Below are 19423 nucleotides of genomic sequence, written 5' to 3' on the forward strand. Positions count from 1 at the left end.
TTAGTAAAAATGGTTCAACACCAGAAACTCGAAAATACCGAATAATAACTTATGTTTTTTCAAACGATATATCAGATAGAATTAAAAGCAAGTAATAAATTGCAATTATTCCTTTCAAGATCACGTTTATAACTTAAGCAAATTCAAGTTTACTTTAGTCATTTACTAAACTTAGGAATTGGATAGTTGATTAACCTAAGAGACCAGTTTGACGCCACAACATTCGGTATGGTCACCCCTTTTATGGTGCAAAGACATCGATAAAAGGTCTGCTTGGGTGACGATACGAATGATAGAGGGGTGTCTATTGCTACTTTGCGCCTTTCTGCTCGCGCATTTCTTCTAATCCACCTGCGTTGTGGACATTACTAAAACCAACAGAGGTCAAATAGTCCATTGCTTTACCTGAACGGTTACCACTTCGGCAATACACAACGATCGGTGTAGACTTATCGACATTAGCAAAGTACTTATCAATATCAGATAACGGATAGTTCACTGCATTTGCCAAATGACCATCAGCGAACTCATCAGGAGTGCGCACGTCCACAACCATTGCACCTTGTTCTATCATTTGCCAACCTTGTTCTGCGCGTTCAGATGCCATCACGCTAGCACTAGTCAATGCGACACAAAGTACCGACAAGGACAGTATTTTCTTCATAAATCCTCCTAAGTAATAAGGTGTTATATTAATCAAGGAGCTAGCGCAGCCTTTCAAACACTATCGTCTGATCTAACTCTTCATGATAAGGTTGGTAGTCAAAGCCTTTATCGAAAATATAGCTGGTTACAAGAGAACGTACACACGCAATGAGCTCTTCAGCATTCCAAGGCTTCTCAAAATAGTGACTAACACCTGCCGTATTTATCGCCGTAATAGTATCGGAATGCGTGGCCTGCCCTGTGAGCAACACTTTTTTGGTTTCTTTAAATCGGCTATCTCTGGAGACTTCCGTCAGCAATTCAACCCCCGTCATCCCCGGCATGACATGGTCAGACACGATAACTGCAACGCACTCCCCGTCAGCGTCAAGATCTTCCATTAAGTCGAGAACCTCTTCTCCTGATTCGCAATCCTCAATGTTTAACCAATTCGCTAAAGGCTCCAAATCTTGAATAACCGCGCTCAAGACTTCGCGCTGGTCATCGACACAAATGACGTTAAGCTTCTCCATATGCTTCTCCTACAGGTAATTTGACTCGGAAAATGGTGCTCTCCTTATCGCTTTTCACGACAATCGTGCCACCATTTTCACTTACGATTCGTTTAACGATGGATAACCCTAGCCCTAAGCCAAAAGATAGACCGCCCTTCTTAGTCGTGAAATTGGGCTGGAATATTTTTCGGCGGGTAGGTTCATCGATTTCCGGCCCATTGTTGGCAATGGTGACCAAAATTCTTTGATTCGATAACTTTGTTTGAATATCAATTTGAGGTGATTCAGTTTGCAACATGGCATCGCAAGCATTTTTAACGATATTACTCCATATCTGTACATACTCAGTGGATGCCCCTTTGATTAAAGGCAGCGTTGCGGGACGCAGTCGAACAGAAACGCGTCGTAAATCACTTTGTAATAGAGCAAGGGCTTTATTGATGGTGTCGTTGATATCAAGTAATTCATCAGGCTCCCCGTCAGTACGTCCCAGTTGCTTCACAGATTTGACGATACCCACTGTATGTTTGGCCGCTACTCGTAAATCATGAAGATCGCGCCCCATTCCCCAGTACTTTAGTGCTTGCTCAGGGTCTGCTAACCAAGAATCAGGAATCGTGTGGCTTGCAGTGGCTCTAGCTAGACGTTTCGCGAGACTTCGTTCCAATCGATATTGTGACTGTATTTGCTTGGTAAGCTGTCTTACTTCACTTGATGACGCACTTTGTCCTTGCATCAGTCCCACATCGAAGAACTGACTTGCTTCTGGATGCACCTCTTCTAGAAGTTGAATTAAATCTTGCTGTAACCGTTCTGTTTTACTGCTCACCACACCAATAGCGTTGTTAAGTTCATGCGCAATGCCGGCAGCGAGTTGTCCAAGCGTCGTCATTTGCTCCGCTGTGTGTAGACGCTGCAGGGCTTTCTCTTTTGCTAATGCTTCTTGAGTCGCACGACGCTGACGTCGCGACAGTTCGTTGACCATTACTGGCATAAACTGCGCATTGAGTGGCCCTAACGTTTCCGGCGAAACGGCAGGCGTATGCCTATCAATCCACGCTAATGTGACTTCGGTTTTTGCTATGACTGTTGACGACGCAGTCCAAGTCCCTGAAAAGAAACTATGGACTCCAATAAACGCACCAGCCGACGCTGTGAAAAGTTTGGTAAGCCTGCCGTCTTCATCACTTTCAAAGTAACCTTCCAGCTCACCTCGCAATACAAGATAAAGACGGTCATTTTGACCACTTTGACGCAGCACGACCTCATCGGCAGACAAGGTTACCTGCCGATCACTTTGCGAGAAATAATGTCGTACTAATTGCTCCATAAACTCTACCCAATATGTCCCACGGCATGTAGTAGCCAAACCAATACGAAGCTAAGCAATACACCAACCACACCAAGAATCACGCCCACTTTGGCCATCTGGTTACTTTGCACATGTCCCGTTGCGTGTGCCAGTGCGTTAGGTGGCGTACTGATTGGCAGCGACATACCCAATGACGCAGCGAACGTGACGACGAGTATCAGCGTAATTTCGCCGCCCAGTGGTGTCAGCGACGCCATAGACGTGCCTAACGCCGCCATAATTGGCATCAATAAGTTAGCGGTTGCGGTGTGCGACATAAAGTTTGCCATCACCAAACACAAGAAAGCAGCCCCAAACAGCACCACATATGGTGAAAAAGCATCAAATGGAATGCTATGTACAACAAGTCTTGCAAGGCCCGTTTTGTCCAAAGCTAGTCCAAGCGCGATACCACCTGACACCAGCCACAACACGTCCCAAGAGATCTTCTTGAGATCTTCTTTATTGATAATGCCTGTCAGCGAGAAGATTGCGACAGGAATCAGTGCGACGGTATACGAGTTCATCCCATGGCTGGAACCCATCAACCAAAGTACGATAGTCAGTGTGAACGTAATGTAGACCATGATGGCTTTCGGCGTTTTTAGAAACTTACCTTTGATTGAAAGCTCAATTTTCTTTTGATCGGCACTATAAAGGAAGTTAATTAGCATCCAAGCTAACGCCATCATGACCACTACAAACGGCACACCAAACGCCATCCATTCACCAAAACTGATGTAGTTATCGCCGACAAGATATTTAAGAGCAATAGCATTGGGAGGCGTACCAATTGGCGTACCGATCCCTCCAATATTAGCCGCGACAGGGATACATAATGCAAACGCAATTCGTCCAGGATCTTTGGGACCAAAAACAGCAATAACAGGCGTTAAGATAGAGAGCATCATCGCCGTAGTGGCGGTATTCGACATAAACATGGAGAAGATGCCGGTTATTAACATCAAGCCTAACATGACGAATTTTGGGTCACTGCCAAATGGCTTGAGTAACACTCGCGCTAAATTAACATCAAGGCGATATTTTGTTGCAGCCATAGCCAGAAAGAAACCACCAAGAAAAAGCATGATGATCGGACTGGCAAAAGTTGCCATGATTTCGTTATAACTAAGTAGCTCACCAAAATGGGGCTGTCCTTCATTCAGCCTGAACAGGTAAAGCCCTTTATTCGATACCAGTAACAGCTCAAGCACAATAATCACCACAGAGGTGGCGTAGATAGGGATAGGTTCGAACACCCAACACAAGGCGGCGAGAAGGAAAATCGCGATAACGCGCTGCTGGATAATGGTCAATCCGTCGAAAGGAAATGCCGATAGTGGCAAGAGCAAAACGATTAATGGGATAGATATCGGAATGATATACTTTAAATATTTTTGCATGGTACTGCTCGTCCTGAGAAATATTATACTGTGAGCAGTATCACGCCGCTATGTGTGGAGCTACTTAGCGTAGGATCAAAGTTTTTGCATATTTATCATGAAGTTTCTTGGAGTGTGAATTGGGTAACAATTTGTTATTGTTACTCACATCAGTGATTACACTTATATAAATAACACCATAACGGTTTAGCTGTAGGAAACCAGACAATGAATCCACTCACCATTCTAGATGGCGGTATGGGAAGAGAACTCAAGCGCATGGGCGCACCATTTTCTCAACCCTACTGGAGCGCACAAGCCTTAATAGAAGCGCCGCATTTTGTAGAACAGGCTCATCAGCAGTTTATTGATTCGGGTGCCGATATCATCACGACCAACAGCTATGCCTGTGTACCTTTCCATTTGGGTGATGTTCTCTATCATGAGCGAGGAACAGAGCTTGCAGGTTTGGCAGCGAAGCTGGCTAAAAATGCGGTATCACACAGTAACCGCGCAGTCACTATCGCAGGCTCCCTGCCCCCGGCATTTGGTTCTTACCGTCCAGACCTGTTCATGGCAGAGCGAGGGGCGCAGGTTTGGCAAAACTTAATGCAGGCTCAGGATGTGTATGTCGATATTTGGTTGGTCGAAACACTCTCCAGTATTGAAGAAGCACAGGTGGTATCTCAGGTACTTGCTGAGTCGACAAAGCCTAAATATTACGCGTACACCTTGTTAGATGATGTTAGCCAACTGGGTAAGCTGCGCTCAGGTGAAACAGTAGTCGATGCGGTGCAGTCTCTGCTAAAACACAACCCAGATGGCATCTTATTCAACTGCTCTATTCCAGAAGTTATTGAAGCAGCTTTAGCAGCAACGGCAAAGGTGTTAGAAAGTCACCACTCTTCAATTAGCTTGGGAGCATTCGCCAATAGCTTTACGCCAATTCAGTCTGGGCATAAAGCAAATGATGCAGTACAAGAGTTACGAGAAGTCTCTCCACAAGAGTATTTGCTGTTTGCTAAAAAGTGGCAGCAGCACGGGGCGAATATTATTGGAGGTTGTTGCGGTATTGGGCCAGAACACATTGAAGTGTTGGCTAAGTGGAAAGCAAGCGTGAAATAACGCCAAGTTAATAAAACAGATATGAAAAAGCCAGACGATAAATTGTCTGGCTTTTTAGTCACTTTACTTGCGATGGCCTAATCGCACGGTTCCCTGAGTCGAAAACCAAAGCGCTTCCGAGCGGCGGCGGCCTAATAAGATAGGGCCATCATCGTAAAACAGGAAGTTCTTCCAATACTTTTTAAACACCGACCATTTAGTTTCAATCACGTTGTACTTCTCATAACAGAAATACACTGTGACGTCGTCTTGCCAATCGATAAACTGATTCACGGCTTCAGGAAGCTCGTTCTCATCTGCTTCCCACGCAGCCATCCAATCAACATCATCTTGCCAATTGCTGTCTTTCATTGGCCAATCTTGTGAGCTTAGACGTTCTGCATCTGGGCTTTGGGCGCTGATATTTTCTTTCCAAAACTGCGCCGCACGCGCTTGAGTCATGGGTTTAATCTGTGGCCAATCTTGCTCAGGAACAGGCATTGATTGATGAGTAAAAATCCATTTTCTTTGGTATTCATCCAAAGTTGTGTAAGACATTCAGTCTCCTAATTTCTTAACCAGCCATTTTCTGTGGCTTCTTCTATCAGCAATTTTGCTTTATCCCAAAGCACTTGTGAACCTTTTTCTATACGTTGGTTCACTTGCATCACTTGTTGTTTGCTAACATTGTTTTCGATCCAGCTTTGACCATCATTATGGTAGTTCAATAACATCGGGATAAGTCTATCTAACGCCTTAGCAAATCTGGCCTCAGCCGATTCTGCTGCCTCAAACTCGCGCCAAACCGAAAATAATGCCTCTCCTTGGTCATCGGGCAACATACCAAACAAACGCTTGGCGGCTTCAAGTTCAGTTTGCTGCTGTGTTTCATATGCGGCGGTATCGTAAACAAAAGTATCGCCAGCATCGATTTCAACCATGTCGTGTAACAAAAGCATTTTGACCACTTTTGCAATATCGACAGGTTCGTTAGCATGCTCTTGCAACAACAACGCCATCATGGCGACATGCCAACTGTGCTCGGCACTATTTTCAAAACGACCATCCGCACATCGAACTCGAGTTCGACGCAAAACGGCTTTTAACTTATCAAGTTCCATCAATAAGTTGAGTTGCTGCTCAAGTCTAGTCATTAGGATGGCTTCCAATTAGGGTTAATCAACGACGTTAACACGTGATCTTCCCATTTATCATCGATTAAAAGATAGTCTTTAGCAAAACCTTCCCGTGTGAAGCCCATCGCGTTTAATACCGCTTCACTACGAACATTTCTAGGCATATATGATGCAGCAATACGATGCATGTTTTGCACATCAAACATATACGGTATCGCTAACTTCAACGCACGGCGCATATAGCCATGACCTTGTGCATTTTCTGCTAAAGAGTAACCGAGGTTGCACGAATGAAATGGAAAACGTATCAAGCTGCTAAACGAGATCGTCCCCTGCATCTGGTTCGTTTCTGCATCGAAAATTAAACAGTAATACGCCAGCCCCAAACGGTGCAACTCTTCTAACTTCACCAATTTGGCTGCCCACGAGTCGACTTTATAAAAGTCGGCATCTCGTTTTGGTTCCCAAGGTTTGAGAAAGGTCTTGTTATCCCGAAAATACTGAGCAATCGTGTAAGCATCAGAGGGCTTAGCCGTTCTCACTAGAACATTCCCTTCGCGACGGTGCAGCTGCACCGCCGAGCTAAGATCTTCCATTAATTCTTCCTGATATTGTAATCACGCAGCTTATTGGCAATGGAGGTATGTGACACATTAAGACGCTTGGCTAACTTACGACTTGATGGGAAGGACTGATAGAGTTTTTCAAGTACACGTGATTCATAGTCCTTCATGATGTCATCGAGAGAGCCATCGATGTTTAGATTGACAGAGCCGGAGTTCACACTTTCCAACTTAGGCAAATTAAAGTCTTCTAGCTCCAATGTTGACCCCGTTACCTGTGTCAACGCACGCAACACCATATTGTCTAGCTGACGCATATTGCCTGGCCATGGATAGTTGCTGAGAGACTTCACGAGTTCCTCATCAATATCAGGCTTGGCGATGCCTAGCTTATTGCTATGTTTTGCGACAAACAAATCCAATAGCGGTGCGATATCACTAGCTCTCTCGCGCAGGGGAGGAATAGTAAGCGTCAAAACATTTAATCGGTAATAGAGATCTTCTCGGAATGCACCTTGCTCCGCCAGATCCGCCAGATTATAGCGAGTCGATGCAATAATACGCACATCAACGTGTACTTCGTGCTCTTCCCCTACGCGTCTAAAGGTGCCATCTTGTAAGAAACGCAGCAATTTGATTTGTAAGTGAGGGCTCATTTCACCGATTTCATCCAATAGCACAGTACCGCCATTAGCTTGCTCGAAAATACCTTTGTGACCATGTTCATGATTAAATGAACCAGGAGCGTGACCAAACAGTTCCGTTTCTGCAACATCATCAGGCATCGATGCGCAGCTCAGTACCAAAAAGGGATTAGAAGCACGATTAGAACGATTATGGCAAGCTTTCGCTAGCATTTCTTTACCGGTACCCGTTTCGCCTTCAATCAGTAGTGGTTGGTCTAACATAGCTAGCTTTTTCGCTTGACTCATCAGAGCCTTGTGGCGGTTCGATACGCCAACAAAGTGCTCAAACCCTAGCGAATTGCTGTCGGCAAGTACCTCGGGCGCACTTGAGGTTGTAGTTGGGTGGATACTCATAACCGCACTGGCTAATAAAGTTTCATTCGACTCGCCAGTAATGTAAACCGGTAGGATTTCCATGGTGTAATCTAAACCATCAATAACAATGGCTTGTTTCTGTCGGGAGATCTCTCCTTCAATCCACTTGGTGAAGTTAAAGCTTGGTAATAGATGAGAGATTAACTGACCAATGGCTTCTTCTTCGCTTTTCGCAAGTAATTTCAAAGCTGCATGGTTAGCCATATCAATCGCCCCTTTAAGGTCAATTGACAATACCGGATAAGGTAAATTGGTGAGCAGTGACACGAGTTCTGTATTGTGTCGTTCGCTAGGCATAAACTGGATCTTTCGAACGTCTTTCACCCCGGAAATTCGGCGAATTTCGGCCATTAAGTCCCTAAACGTCTCGAAATCAATATCTGGACAGTTCAAGTAGATAATCCCAGATATATCGATTTCAATGCCACGCAAATCAATACTATTGGACGCAAGAATGTCCAATAGCTCGCGCGTGAGCCCCAGTCTATCTTCGCAAAAAACCTCTAAACGCACTTTATCTTCCTATAGAAAGTGTCACGAAATGTTGACAGTAAGTGTGTATGACAAGCGGTTTCGCGTCAACAAAAACAGTATGTTGGCCCTACGATTTGACTTATTTTTGTACGTTATGCAAGCAAAGTGATAACTAGTTCGCAGTTATCGCTTGTTCAAGGTCAGGATAGACGGTAACTAACTGATCTACTTTGGTAACTTTTAACAATTGGAGAACAGGTACACTCTCAGTGATAAGGCATATGGTGTCACATTGATGGGTTTTTCGCAGCGCCATCAGCGCTCCTAACGCACTGCTGTCCATAAACGTCACACTGGTTAAGTCCAATAACATGCACCGATTTAATGAATCATCTAAACCATCGATACATTGTCGAAAACTCGGGACAGTTTTAGCATCAAAGTGCGGAGCGTCTACTTCGATAACGGTGTGAGTTTCATTACTATAGGCAATGAACGACATCACTTTCTCCTTTTCGGATATTACTTACTCTAGATATGAATATAGTAGCATTTTCAAACTAATCCCAAGTATTGCTGCAAACGTTAAGGGTGAAGGCAATCACCATCAAATTAGTAATTCTATTTATCAGATATATCAATAATTCCGCTCGGTTCTACTATGGTCTATCCGGCAAAAATAGCGCAGAATGAGCAAAAAAAAGAGTCCACTTTATGCACGTCAAATATCGCGCTGAATTTATTCTGGTCTTTACCACATTGCTTGCAGGGGCTGGATGGGTGTTTTCGAAAGAAGCCATTCTGGGTCTTCCGCCATTCGGCTTTATTGGTTTGCGGTTTATCTTTGCGTCGTTAATTTTACTTCCATTCTGTATGCGAGCGCTTAAAGCAGCCTCATTAGGAGACTGTCTTCGAGCTATGAGTGTAGGTTGTTTCTTAGGAAGCGCTATCTTTTGCTGGATTCATGCAATTTCTATCAGTGATACCTTAGGCGAAGGCGCATTCATCATGAGCCTGTCGATGCTGTTTGTCCCAATAGTCGCTTGGGTACTATTTAAAACAAAACCAATCCGTGCTTTTTGGCTGTCGCTTCCGATTGCGGCCGCAGGATTGTTTCTGTTGTCTTGGAAAGGAAGTTGGCAAACCGACCCTAGCCAGCTTTGGTTTTTGGCGTCCGCTGTTGGACTGGCGCTCCACTTTAACTTCAATAGCAAGTATTCAGCACAGTTGTCACCTATGCTGCTGACAACCTTGCAGCTGTTTTCAACTGGTTGTATAGGTATTATTCTTTCACTCAGTGTCGAAACTTGGCCTGAACATATTTCGTTGATCACTTGGAAGTGGTTTGCACTGAGCGTTTTACTTGCAACTAGCTTGCGGTACTTAATGCAAACAACGGGTCAGAAACTAGCTAATCCGACAAATGCAGCACTATTGATGCTTCTAGAACCAGTGTGGACGTTAATTCTAAGTGTGCTTATCTATTCCGAGCCGATGCCCATTAACAAAGTATTCGGCTGTTTATTGTTACTTGCTTCATTAGTTTTTTATCGCCTAAGTTCGATGGTTTCGTTTCGAAAGGCCAAATGACTTAACCAATAACGGAACAGCGCCCTTACTCAAGGGCGCTGTTCGTTTAGAGCGATCAATGGTGAATCTTATAAAAGACTAGCTAACACGTTTAAGATTCACACCATTCTTTTTTGCAAGTGATGCGCCGAGATAATCGCTAAGTTGTTCGACTTGCTCCACTTCAAACTCTAAACCGAGCTTGCTTCGCCTCCAAAGAACATCGTCTACTGATACAGCCCATTCTTGCTGCACTAAGTAATCAACCTCTGCTTGATACAGGCCGTGTCCAAAATCCGTACCCAGCTCATCAACACTAGATTTACCTTCAAGGAACTGACTAATACGTGTACCGTATGCTCTGACCCATCGCTTTATAATGCCACTGTCTAGCCATGAGTACTGAGAAGCGAGCTGCTGCTCTAAATGATCACGATTAGAGAAATTACCACCAGGTAGAATTGCTTCACGAGTCCAAGCCTGCCCCATATGAGGGAAGAATGGAGCAAGTTTATCCACCGCTGCCTGACCAAGTTTGCGATACGTTGTCAGCTTGCCACCAAAAATAGATAAGAGCGGAGCATCGTCCATTTGATCATCAAGCTCGATCGTATAATCACGTGTTACTGCTTGCGGGTCGTCAGATTCATCATCACATAGAGGACGAACACCAGACCAATCAGAAATCACATCTTCAGGTGAAATTTTAGTCGTAAAATGTTGGTTAACGATATCGCACAAGTAAGCAATTTCGTTATCATCAATTTTAACTTTGCTTGGGTCACCTTGATACTCTACATCTGTGGTACCTACCACTGAGTAGTTATCCATGTAAGGAATCACAAACACAATTCGTTTATCTTCGTTTTGCAGAATAAATGCATGATTACCATCGTACATCTTAGGAACCACTATATGGCTTCCTTTTACTAGACGAATACCTCTCGGCGATGGCATAGCCAATTGACTGCCGAAGAAACGGTCAACCCAAGGACCTGCGGCATTTACAAGTGCTTTGGTTTGTATTGAATTCACTTCACCTGTCAGCGTGTTCTCGATATCCACACGCCATGCTTCACCAGAGCGTTCGGCTTTAACACATTTTGAGCGAGTGAAAATATCCGCACCTTTCTCTTCAGCTAACTTGGCATTAGTGACAACCAAACGCGCATCGTCAACGGCACAATCCGAATATTCGAAGCCTACTTTCATTTCTGGTAATAGCGGACTTTGCTCGCCCTTAAACTTCACACTATGACTACAAGGCAAAGAAACACGCTTGCCCAAGTTATCGTATAGGAACAACCCAGTTCTTATCATCCAAGCTGGACGCAAATGAGGTCGGTGGGGTAATTGGAAACGAAGTGGAGAAACAAGGTGCGGTGCATTTTTGAGCAAGACTTCACGCTCTGCAAGAGCTTCCGAAACTAAACGAAACTCATAATGCTCAAGATAACGTAAGCCACCATGAATGAGTTTACTACTTGCCGAAGACGTAGCCGAAGCCAAATCGTTCATTTCATAAAGTGCGACTTTCAAGCCACGCCCTGCTGCATCAGCTGCAACTGCGACGCCGTTAATGCCGCCTCCTATTACGACTAAATCATACACTTTATTGGTTACACTCATAGTTTCCTCGTCCAGCTCTTTATTCGCAAATGCGCGTTTATGTTCGTTTAGCTACAATATAATCATCATAAACGAAAAGATCGAGTATTTTTTACACCTTTCACGAAAGTTTCATTAAACCAAGATAAATCAAGGAATGAGAACTCAACCTTTGCAATACGCCGGAAAGTTCATTAACATTAATTTCATGTATATTTGACATTTCGAACACTACAGTGTGCGGAAACGAACATTTCGCGATGACAGCGAAAAAGCATAAAGAAATAACGAGAAAGATATGGAAAGTAAGAAGAAAGTCGTCGTCGCACTAGATCAAGGAACGACTAGCTCCCGAGCTATTATTTTTGATCATGACGCGAATACGATCAGTGCTGCTCAGCGCGAATTCACTCAAATTTATCCTAAGCCCGGTTGGGTAGAACATGACCCGATGGAAGTCTGGGCCACACAGCGCTCTTCCCTTACTGAAGTATTAGCTCAGTCTGACATTGCTAACGAAGAAGTCGCTGCGATTGGTATCACCAACCAGCGTGAGACCACCATTGTATGGGAAAAAGAGACGGGTCATCCTGTCTACAATGCTATTGTCTGGCAGTGCCGCCGTACGGCCGATTTTTGTGAAAAGTTAAAAGCCGACGGCCATGAAGACTACATTCGTGACACGACAGGTTTAGTGGTAGATGCTTATTTTTCTGGTTCTAAGATTGCATGGATTCTCGACAATGTTGAAGGTGCACGAGAACGCGCGGAGAAAGGCGAATTACTATTCGGTACTGTGGATACTTGGTTAATCTGGAAACTGACCCACGGTAAGTCTCACGTTACAGACGTAAGTAACGCATCACGCAGTATGCTGTTCAATATCCATACCCTAAAATGGGATGAGAAACTACTCGATATCTTCAACATTCCAAAATCCATGTTACCTGAAGTTAAATCGAGCAGCGAAGTCTATGGTTACGCCCATATTGGCGGAGGGACTGAAGACATTCCTATCAGTGGTATCGCAGGAGACCAACAAGCCGCCCTATTTGGTCAGCAGTGCTTTAAGAAAGGCATGGTCAAAAACACCTATGGCACTGGCTGTTTCTTACTTATGAACACTGGCGACAAGCCCATCGCTTCGAAACACGGTTTGCTCACTACCATCGGATATAAAGTTGGCAATGAGATCACTTATGCGCTCGAAGGTAGTGTGTTCATGGGTGGCGCAACGATTCAATGGCTGCGTGATGAGCTAGGACTCATCCAAGATGCTCAAGATACTCAGTACTTTGCAGAGAAAGTCGATGACTCCAACGGCGTGTATCTTGTACCTGCATTTGTTGGTCTAGGTGCGCCTTATTGGGACCCACACGCACGTGGCACTTTGACGGGATTAACACGCGGCACGAACCGCAACCACATTATCCGCGCAGCTCTTGAGTCCATCGCTTATCAAAGTCGGGATGTCTTACTTGCCATGGAAGAGGACTCAGGTATCAAGCTAAGCCAAATTCGCGTTGACGGCGGCGCCGTTGCTAACGATTTCCTGATGCAGTTCCAGTCCGATATTATGGGTAGCAAAGTCGTTCGTCCGGTTGTCAGAGAATCAACCGCTTTAGGTGCGGCAATGCTAGCTGGTCTCGCAGTTGGTTTTTGGCAAAACCAAGAAGAGCTTGCTGACAAGAAAGAAATCGAGCGTACCTTTAGTCCGCAAATAGAGCGAAATGAAAGAGAAACGTTGTACGCTGGTTGGTTAGACGCGATCAAGCGAACTAAATCACACTAAGGTATAGTTCTTCATAAACTTATTAAACCCGTATTCGAATAAACGAGTGCGGGTTTTTATTAGGTGCGACGCGTAAAGCGGCTATAAATCAACCCTACTGCCAAGCCAAGTAAGGTTGAGCTAATGCCTAAGAAGCTAACGCCCGAAAGGGTAATCAAGACAGTCAATATTGCCGCCTCTCGGTACTCTTCCGTCATAAATGCCGAGTGTAAACACATCAATAGCGTTCCCAACAAGGCAAAACTGGCTAACATACTGGTAATATCAGCTGGCAGTGCGATAAAAAGAGCAACCACAGACGTCGCGAACAAACCGGCAGCGAGATAAAACACACCGGCCCATATTACCGCTTTATACCGCTGATTCTTGTCGGCATCCACTGAGTCGTTCATGCAGATAGCCGCTGAAATCGCTGCCAAGTTAGCACTAAAACCACCGAAAGGAGCGAAAATCATATTTGCAACACCAGTGGTAATTAACGACGACTTCACTGGTGTTTGATATTGATAACTCTTCATCATCGCAACACCAGGCAAGTTTTGAGAAATCATAGTGATAAGATAAAGCGGTAGCGCAAGATTGAGTAACGCGGATACATCAAAAGTTACCGGCATCCAAACAGGCTTAGCCATCGCTATTTGAAACTCGACAGCGTCATGCGGCGTAACAAACCATGCACAGATTAATGCTACCGAAAGAAGGAGCAGCATGGCATACCTGGGAACAAAGTGCTTTGCCAGCAGATACGTCAGGAACATGATGATAAACAAGATTGGTGACGTCTGAAGTGGTTCAAAGCCTTTAAGACAGAAAGGTAACAGAATGGCCGCCAACATTGCAGTGCCAAGTGATGAAGGAATTCGCTTTAAGGCTTCACTAAGGGGACCAATCAGCCCTGTCACGGTAATCATTAAACCAGAAACCACAAACGCACCTATCGCCTCACTTAACTGGTACTCCCCTGCTGACACAACTAACATCGCAGCCCCTGGTGTCGACCACGCGGTGAGGATAGGCATTTTGTAAAACCATGACAGACCTATTGAGGTTAGCCCCATCATTACGCCTAGAACCAACAGCCAGCTTTCGATTTGAATTGGGCTTGCACCAGATTGAGTCGCAGCTTGAATGATGATGACCACAGAACTGGTATAGCCAACTAATACCGCAGTAAAGCCCGCAGAGACATGACTCAAACTAAAGATTCCTTTCATGTTAGTTCCTTATTTCATCAATAGTGCTATTCTTGTGCGTGATAACGCACAAACCTAAGAGTACCACTGTGCGTTATAACGCACAATAAGAGAACCCTATGAACGACACCGTTTTTAAATCGCAAATCGCGGCGCACTTAAAGCAAATCAGAAAACACAAAGGATTGAGCTTAGACGCAACTGCCAAGCTAACTGGCGTCTCCAAAGCTATGCTGGGACAGATAGAAAGGGGGGAATCAAGCCCTACAATTTCGACGCTATGGAAGATTTCTAGTGGTTTGGAGGCGTCCTTTTCTGGGTTCTTCGCAAACGACCCTGTGCTACGTGACAGTGAAATGACGTTCCCAGAAGATGAAAACATGCTGGTCAATACCCTATTTCCCTATACCAGCGACACCAGCATGGAAATGTTTGAAATTACGCTCGCGCAGCACCATTGCCAACTGTCTTCACCTCACAGCGTAGGCGTCATTGAGCATATCATTGTGTTGGAAGGCAACCTCGAGGTTTTTTTTGAAGATAGGTGGCATGCTGTCGCACAGGGTGAAAGTTTACGCTTTTATAGCGATCAGCCACACGGTTATAAAGCCGTAACCGAGAGGGCGGTGTTTCAGAATATTGTCTGCTATCCAAGGTAATTAGATCCCCAAGCTATAACCTATAAATCCGCACACGATTAAAAACAGCCGCAATAGTTGCAATTGCAACTATTGCGACGTAAACCAAGTTCAAAACGGATGAATCAACTCTATGAGGTTTTATTATGCGCACTTCCCTCTCTATGCTTCACCGAACCGCAGCGATCATTGCTTTTGCTTTGATTTTGTCATTCTTCACCAGCAGCGTTTTAGTCGAGCTGTTCGGCAGTGAGCAAGCTGTGACTACAGTGAAAACTGCTATTTTCTTTGCCGTATGGGTTTTGATCCCTTGTATGGCAATCGCTGGTATCACTGGTTCAAAGCTCGCGCCAGAAGCAAATAAGGGAGAACTTGGAGCAAAGAAAAAGCGGATGCCATTTATTGCAGCGAATGGCATGTTGGTGCTGCTACCTTGTGCGATCTATCTTCACAACCTTGCCTCTAAGGGCCAATTTGACCACACCTTTTATTGGATTCAAGGCATAGAGTTTGTCGCAGGTTTTATCAACTTAACGCTTATGGGATTAAATATTCGCGATGGCCTGAGATTGAAAAATAAACGATCACCGCGTTTAAGTACCGAAAACTAATACCTGTGCGTCCATACTTTGTATTTGTTCGATTGTCACTAGCGTTTTCATTACAAAAACGTTAACGTCGGTGCTACTTCACTGCTGTTTCTTCGCATAGCGATTACCTCATTTTCTGACATTGCAGAAATAGCAGTTTCCCTATTCATCACGGAAGTTCGAATATGACAGTCAACACCGCCTCTTTCATCGACTCAGGTTTACGTTTTACCCCTCACAACTTTATTGTTCCATTAGATTATCAACACCCAGATAAAGGTAATATCAATGTCTTTGCGCGAGAAGTAACTCTTGTCGATGACACGGCAGACAAGCCGTGGCTAGTCTACTTTCAGGGAGGTCCCGGGTTCCCTTCACCCCGTCCGAATGGCAATAATGGTTGGTTAAAACGCGCTTTACAGGATTACAAAGTACTTCTATTGGACCAAAGAGGTACCGGAAACAGCACTGTAATCAGCCATCAAACCTTGGCAAGTCAAACACCACAGCAGCAAGCAGATTACCTCAGCCATTTTAGAGCGGACAATATTGTTCGCGATGCAGAGTCTATTCGTAAACAGTTTGGTGTTAAGCAATGGGCAATTCTCGGTCAAAGCTTTGGTGGTTTTTGTTCATTAACCTACCTCTCTTTATTTCCAGAAAGCTTATCGCGTTCATTTATCACAGGTGGTGTACCATCAATTTCGCGTCATCCAGACGACGTCTATCAAGCGACATTTAAGCGTACCAGAGAGAAAAATCAGGCATTCTTTCGTCAGTTCCCTCATGCACAAGCGCTCTGTAAGAACATTGCCAATCACCTAATGAATAATGACGTCTACTTGCCTAATGGCCAGCGTTTCACCGTTGAGCAATTTCAACAGATTGGCATTAATTTTGGTATGAGTGATACCTTCTTACCGACTTATTACAACTTAGAAAACGCTCTGGTTGAGGTCAACGGTGAGACTATTATGCGTTATGAGTTCCTTAATGAAATGTTGATGCAACAGGGTTTTCAAACTAACCCTATCTACGCCTTGCTTCACGAATCCATTTATTGCCAAGGCTTTAGCTCGAATTGGTCTGCACATCGAGTACGTCAAGAGCATAGTGAGTTCAATTACTCTGGCGAAGAAAGCGAATTCTACTTTACTGGAGAAATGGTCTTCCCTTGGATGTTTGAACAATACGAGTGCTTAAAACCACTGAAAGAAGCCGCAGATCTACTGGCAGAGAAATCAGACTGGGGCAAACTGTATGATGCCGAAACACTCGCCAATAACTCAGTTCCAGTAAGTTGCGCTGTTTATGCCGACGATATGTTCGTAGAAATGGATATCAGCCGCGAGACCCTTGCACTGATGCCTAATGCTAAAGCTTGGATTACCAATGAATACGAACACAATGGACTGCGGGCGGATGGTGAGCGCATTCTCAACAACCTGATTACCATGGGTAATCATACTTATCATTGCCAACAGGCTTAATGCTCTTGTTCACCTCAGCTGCGCACGGTGAGGTGAGCCTTTTATCTCACTTTACTGTACTTGTTCTTGCAGCCAACTCTTAAACAGTCGCGTATAAGGATTGTCAGTATGGGTGATGACGAAATATCCGGCATTCGCCGCCATCTTATCAAATGGTGCAACTAGCCTCCCTTGCGCGACTTCTTCTCCTAGCAAGGCTGTCCGAGCCAGAGCAATACCAACTCCGGCCTCGGCAGCCGACATCGCCATATCTGTACGATTGAAGAAATGCCCTTGGTTGGTGTCAAAATCCAGACTCTGTTGAGATGCCCAGTACAGCCATTCATAATCTTTAGGTGCACCTTCCCACGGCATAAGATCATGCAATAGTGTCACTTGTTCCCACGCTCTATTGCTAGTTGCCAAATCTGGGTAACGCTGCCAGTAGTCATGACTCATTACCGGAATCAGTGATTCTTCTAACAGTAATTCTGCATCGGAGCGTTTATATGGAATCGGTCCATAATCTATCGCAACATCAAAATCGCGGCTGTCACTATCAACGAGCGCGCCTTCAGCGAACGTGTGTATCTGAACATCAGGATAACGGCGATAGAAGTCCTCCAAGCGAGGTACTAACCACTTAAAGGCAAACGACGGGGTGAGTTTTAATCGTATCTGTTTGCGCTCAGACACCCGTGTTAGTTGAAACACCGCTTCTTCAATGGACAATAGATGGTGACCCGCCGCTTCTACCAGTTTGTTGCCACATTCGGTGAGCCGAATTCCCCGAGCATGGCGTTCAAATACAGTAAAACCTAAGCGTTGTTCAATCTGATGTAGTTGCTGACTCACCGCACCGACCGTCAAATTCAGCTCCTTTGCCGCACTGGTAATACTGGTGTGGCGCGCGACGATACAAATTAGATTGATACCATGAAGTACAGCAGATTTCATACCCAGCCTTTAGTTTTACTAAAATCTATTGTCAATTTATATCGATTGTTAATCAGATGTAAACCGTTCATTGTTACTGAAAATAAAAAAATGTGAGAGTTGAATGTGAAAGTCGTCGTATTAGGAAGTGGAGTCATTGGATTAACCAGTGCATGGTATCTGTCTCAAGCTGGCTTTGAGGTGACTGTCGTCGACCGTCAATCCAGAGCTGCAGAAGAGACAAGCTTCGCCAATGCGGGACAAATTTCCTACGGCTACTCCTCTCCATGGGCAGCACCAGGGATTCCCACAAAAGCACTCAAATGGCTTTTTGAGCAGCACGCACCGTTAAAAATAAAGCCTAGCTTAAGCCCTGAACTGATTCACTGGGCGAGCCAAATGTTGTTGAATTGCCAACTTAGTCATTACAAAACCAATAAAGCTCGCATGTTGACCATTGCTAATCGCAGTAGAGACTGTTTAGCCCAGCTTAATAAACAATACCAACTGCAATACCAAGGACGCATGCAAGGCACACTGCAGATCTTTCGCAAACACGAGCAATTGAATTCTGTAGAAAAAGATATGGCGTTACTCAGAGAAAGTGGTACTCAGTTTCAACTACTCGATAGACAGCAGTGCTTACAACAAGAGCCTGGACTTGAAAATATGAACGGTAAACTAGTCGGCGGCCTTTATTTACCGGATGATGAGACCGGTGACTGCTATTTGTTTTGCCAGCAACTACAAACCTTGGCGGAGCAAGCAGGTGTCAAGTTCCTATTTGATACCAATATTAATGAACTAGAGGTTGATAAACAGTGCATCAGGGGGGTTAACACGTCACAAGGCACTATAACAGGTGATAGATTCGTCGTCTCACTAGGAAGCTACTCCAAATCTTTGTTAGCGCCTCTTGGTATTGACCTACCGATTTATCCGGTAAAAGGCTATTCATTAACACTTCCGGTGATCGATGATGAGCAAGCACCTACCTCTACCATTATGGACGAAACCTACAAAGTCGCGGTGACTCGATTTGATGAGCGCATCCGCGTCGCTGGAACAGCGGAGCTCGCAGGGTTTGATGCAACACTTCCTGACAAGAGACTTGCCACACTCAATCATGTCGTCAGCAACCTCTTTCCTATGGGCGCGGACCTTACTCAAGCGGAATACTGGAGTGGATTTAGACCTATGACCCCAGATGGCACACCGATTATTGGCAAAACACCGATCAAAAACCTTTACACCAATACAGGGCACGGCACCTTAGGCTGGACGATGGCATGTGGTTCGGCGGATATTCTAACCGAGTTAATGGCTTCAGATGGTCGTCTAGAACTAGCAGAACTGAGCGTTGAGAGGTACCAGTAGAAGTACCGAAAATGTACGGC

19 protein-coding genes are annotated in these 19423 nt (G+C 44.7%); 7 read left to right on the forward strand and 12 right to left on the reverse strand.

Annotation, left to right across the window (positions count from 1 at the left end; translation table 11 throughout):
* Positions 1–310: 310 nt before the first annotated feature.
* From L2W36_RS07390 to L2W36_RS07405, 4 genes are read right to left on the reverse strand one after another with little or no spacing between them, the layout of a single operon-like run.
* Positions 311–664, reverse strand: coding sequence for a rhodanese-like domain-containing protein (locus L2W36_RS07390; protein WP_006072300.1), 354 nt, complete (start codon positions 662–664; stop codon positions 311–313).
* 40 nt (positions 665–704) lie between these two features.
* Positions 705–1178 carry a response regulator gene (locus tag L2W36_RS07395; RefSeq protein WP_031494351.1) on the reverse strand — a complete coding sequence of 158 codons (474 nt, stop codon included), beginning with the start codon at positions 1176–1178 and terminating at the stop codon, positions 705–707.
* On the reverse strand, positions 1165–2490 hold the full coding sequence (locus L2W36_RS07400; RefSeq protein WP_236109697.1) for an ATP-binding protein: 1326 nt from the start codon (positions 2488–2490) through the stop codon (positions 1165–1167). The genes L2W36_RS07395 and L2W36_RS07400 overlap by 14 nt, the downstream gene beginning before the upstream one ends.
* A gap of 5 nt (positions 2491–2495) precedes the next feature.
* A complete protein-coding gene (locus L2W36_RS07405; RefSeq protein WP_006072295.1) occupies positions 2496–3914 on the reverse strand; it encodes an SLC13 family permease in 1419 nt (472 codons plus the stop codon).
* Between the two features lie 207 nt (positions 3915–4121).
* Here L2W36_RS07405 and L2W36_RS07410 point away from each other — a divergent pair, with 207 nt between their 5' ends.
* Positions 4122–5018: a homocysteine S-methyltransferase family protein gene (locus L2W36_RS07410; protein ID WP_236109698.1), complete on the forward strand. Its 897-nt coding sequence runs from the start codon at positions 4122–4124 to the stop codon at positions 5016–5018.
* Positions 5019–5081: 63 nt separating this feature from the next.
* On the opposite strand, the gene L2W36_RS07415 is transcribed toward L2W36_RS07410, so the two are convergent.
* From L2W36_RS07415 to L2W36_RS07435, 5 genes are all read right to left on the reverse strand, one after another.
* Positions 5082–5555, reverse strand: a complete 474-nt coding sequence (locus tag L2W36_RS07415) for a DUF2947 domain-containing protein (protein WP_006072292.1) — start codon at positions 5553–5555, stop codon at positions 5082–5084.
* Between the two features lie 8 nt (positions 5556–5563).
* Positions 5564–6151, reverse strand: coding sequence for an HD domain-containing protein (locus L2W36_RS07420; RefSeq protein WP_062460027.1), 588 nt, complete (start codon positions 6149–6151; stop codon positions 5564–5566).
* Positions 6151–6729: a ribosomal protein S5-alanine N-acetyltransferase gene (gene rimJ / locus L2W36_RS07425; RefSeq protein WP_006072288.1), complete on the reverse strand. Its 579-nt coding sequence runs from the start codon at positions 6727–6729 to the stop codon at positions 6151–6153. Before rimJ ends, L2W36_RS07420 begins: the two co-directional genes overlap by 1 nt.
* Positions 6729–8270, reverse strand: coding sequence for a transcriptional regulator TyrR (gene tyrR, locus L2W36_RS07430; protein WP_038228270.1), 1542 nt, complete (start codon positions 8268–8270; stop codon positions 6729–6731). Before tyrR ends, rimJ begins: the two co-directional genes overlap by 1 nt.
* A gap of 133 nt (positions 8271–8403) precedes the next feature.
* Positions 8404–8733, reverse strand: coding sequence for an STAS domain-containing protein (locus L2W36_RS07435; RefSeq protein ID WP_006072285.1), 330 nt, complete (start codon positions 8731–8733; stop codon positions 8404–8406).
* A 212-nt stretch (positions 8734–8945) separates the two neighbouring features.
* On the opposite strand from L2W36_RS07435, the gene L2W36_RS07440 reads away from it, so the two are divergent.
* Positions 8946–9821 carry a DMT family transporter gene (locus L2W36_RS07440; RefSeq protein WP_236109699.1) on the forward strand — a complete coding sequence of 292 codons (876 nt, stop codon included), beginning with the start codon at positions 8946–8948 and terminating at the stop codon, positions 9819–9821.
* A 78-nt stretch (positions 9822–9899) separates the two neighbouring features.
* Here L2W36_RS07440 and glpD read toward each other — a convergent pair whose 3' ends face one another.
* A complete protein-coding gene (gene glpD, locus L2W36_RS07445) occupies positions 9900–11429 on the reverse strand; it encodes a glycerol-3-phosphate dehydrogenase (RefSeq protein WP_236109700.1) in 1530 nt (509 codons plus the stop codon).
* A 277-nt stretch (positions 11430–11706) separates the two neighbouring features.
* On the opposite strand from glpD, the gene glpK reads away from it, so the two are divergent.
* Complete coding sequence (gene glpK, locus L2W36_RS07450) at positions 11707–13200, forward strand: glycerol kinase GlpK (RefSeq protein WP_236109701.1); 1494 nt, start codon at positions 11707–11709, stop codon at positions 13198–13200.
* Between the two features lie 59 nt (positions 13201–13259).
* On the opposite strand, the gene L2W36_RS07455 is transcribed toward glpK, so the two are convergent.
* Entirely contained in the window at positions 13260–14414 is a 1155-nt protein-coding gene (locus L2W36_RS07455) for a benzoate/H(+) symporter BenE family transporter (RefSeq protein WP_236109702.1), read from the reverse strand.
* Positions 14415–14512: 98 nt separating this feature from the next.
* Here L2W36_RS07455 and L2W36_RS07460 point away from each other — a divergent pair, with 98 nt between their 5' ends.
* From L2W36_RS07460 to L2W36_RS07470, 3 genes are all read left to right on the forward strand, one after another.
* Positions 14513–15052: a helix-turn-helix domain-containing protein gene (locus L2W36_RS07460; RefSeq protein WP_236109703.1), complete on the forward strand. Its 540-nt coding sequence runs from the start codon at positions 14513–14515 to the stop codon at positions 15050–15052.
* A 125-nt stretch (positions 15053–15177) separates the two neighbouring features.
* Positions 15178–15642, forward strand: coding sequence for a hypothetical protein (locus L2W36_RS07465; RefSeq protein ID WP_236109704.1), 465 nt, complete (start codon positions 15178–15180; stop codon positions 15640–15642).
* Between the two features lie 164 nt (positions 15643–15806).
* Positions 15807–17111: an alpha/beta fold hydrolase gene (locus tag L2W36_RS07470; RefSeq protein WP_236109705.1), complete on the forward strand. Its 1305-nt coding sequence runs from the start codon at positions 15807–15809 to the stop codon at positions 17109–17111.
* 51 nt (positions 17112–17162) lie between these two features.
* Here the strand turns inward: L2W36_RS07470 and L2W36_RS07475 are convergent, their stop codons facing one another.
* The gene (locus L2W36_RS07475; protein ID WP_236109706.1) at positions 17163–18047 is read right to left on the reverse strand and encodes a LysR substrate-binding domain-containing protein; all 885 of its coding nucleotides are present in this window, start codon (positions 18045–18047) and stop codon (positions 17163–17165) included.
* Positions 18048–18152: 105 nt separating this feature from the next.
* Between L2W36_RS07475 and L2W36_RS07480 the strand changes: the two genes are divergently transcribed.
* Positions 18153–19403, forward strand: coding sequence for a D-amino acid dehydrogenase (locus tag L2W36_RS07480; protein ID WP_236109707.1), 1251 nt, complete (start codon positions 18153–18155; stop codon positions 19401–19403).
* The last annotated feature ends 20 nt before the right edge of the window (positions 19404–19423 follow it).

Origin of the sequence: Vibrio sp. McD22-P3 (assembly GCF_021568915.1) — a bacterium.
In the GTDB taxonomy this organism is placed as follows: domain Bacteria; phylum Pseudomonadota; class Gammaproteobacteria; order Enterobacterales; family Vibrionaceae; genus Vibrio; species Vibrio mediterranei.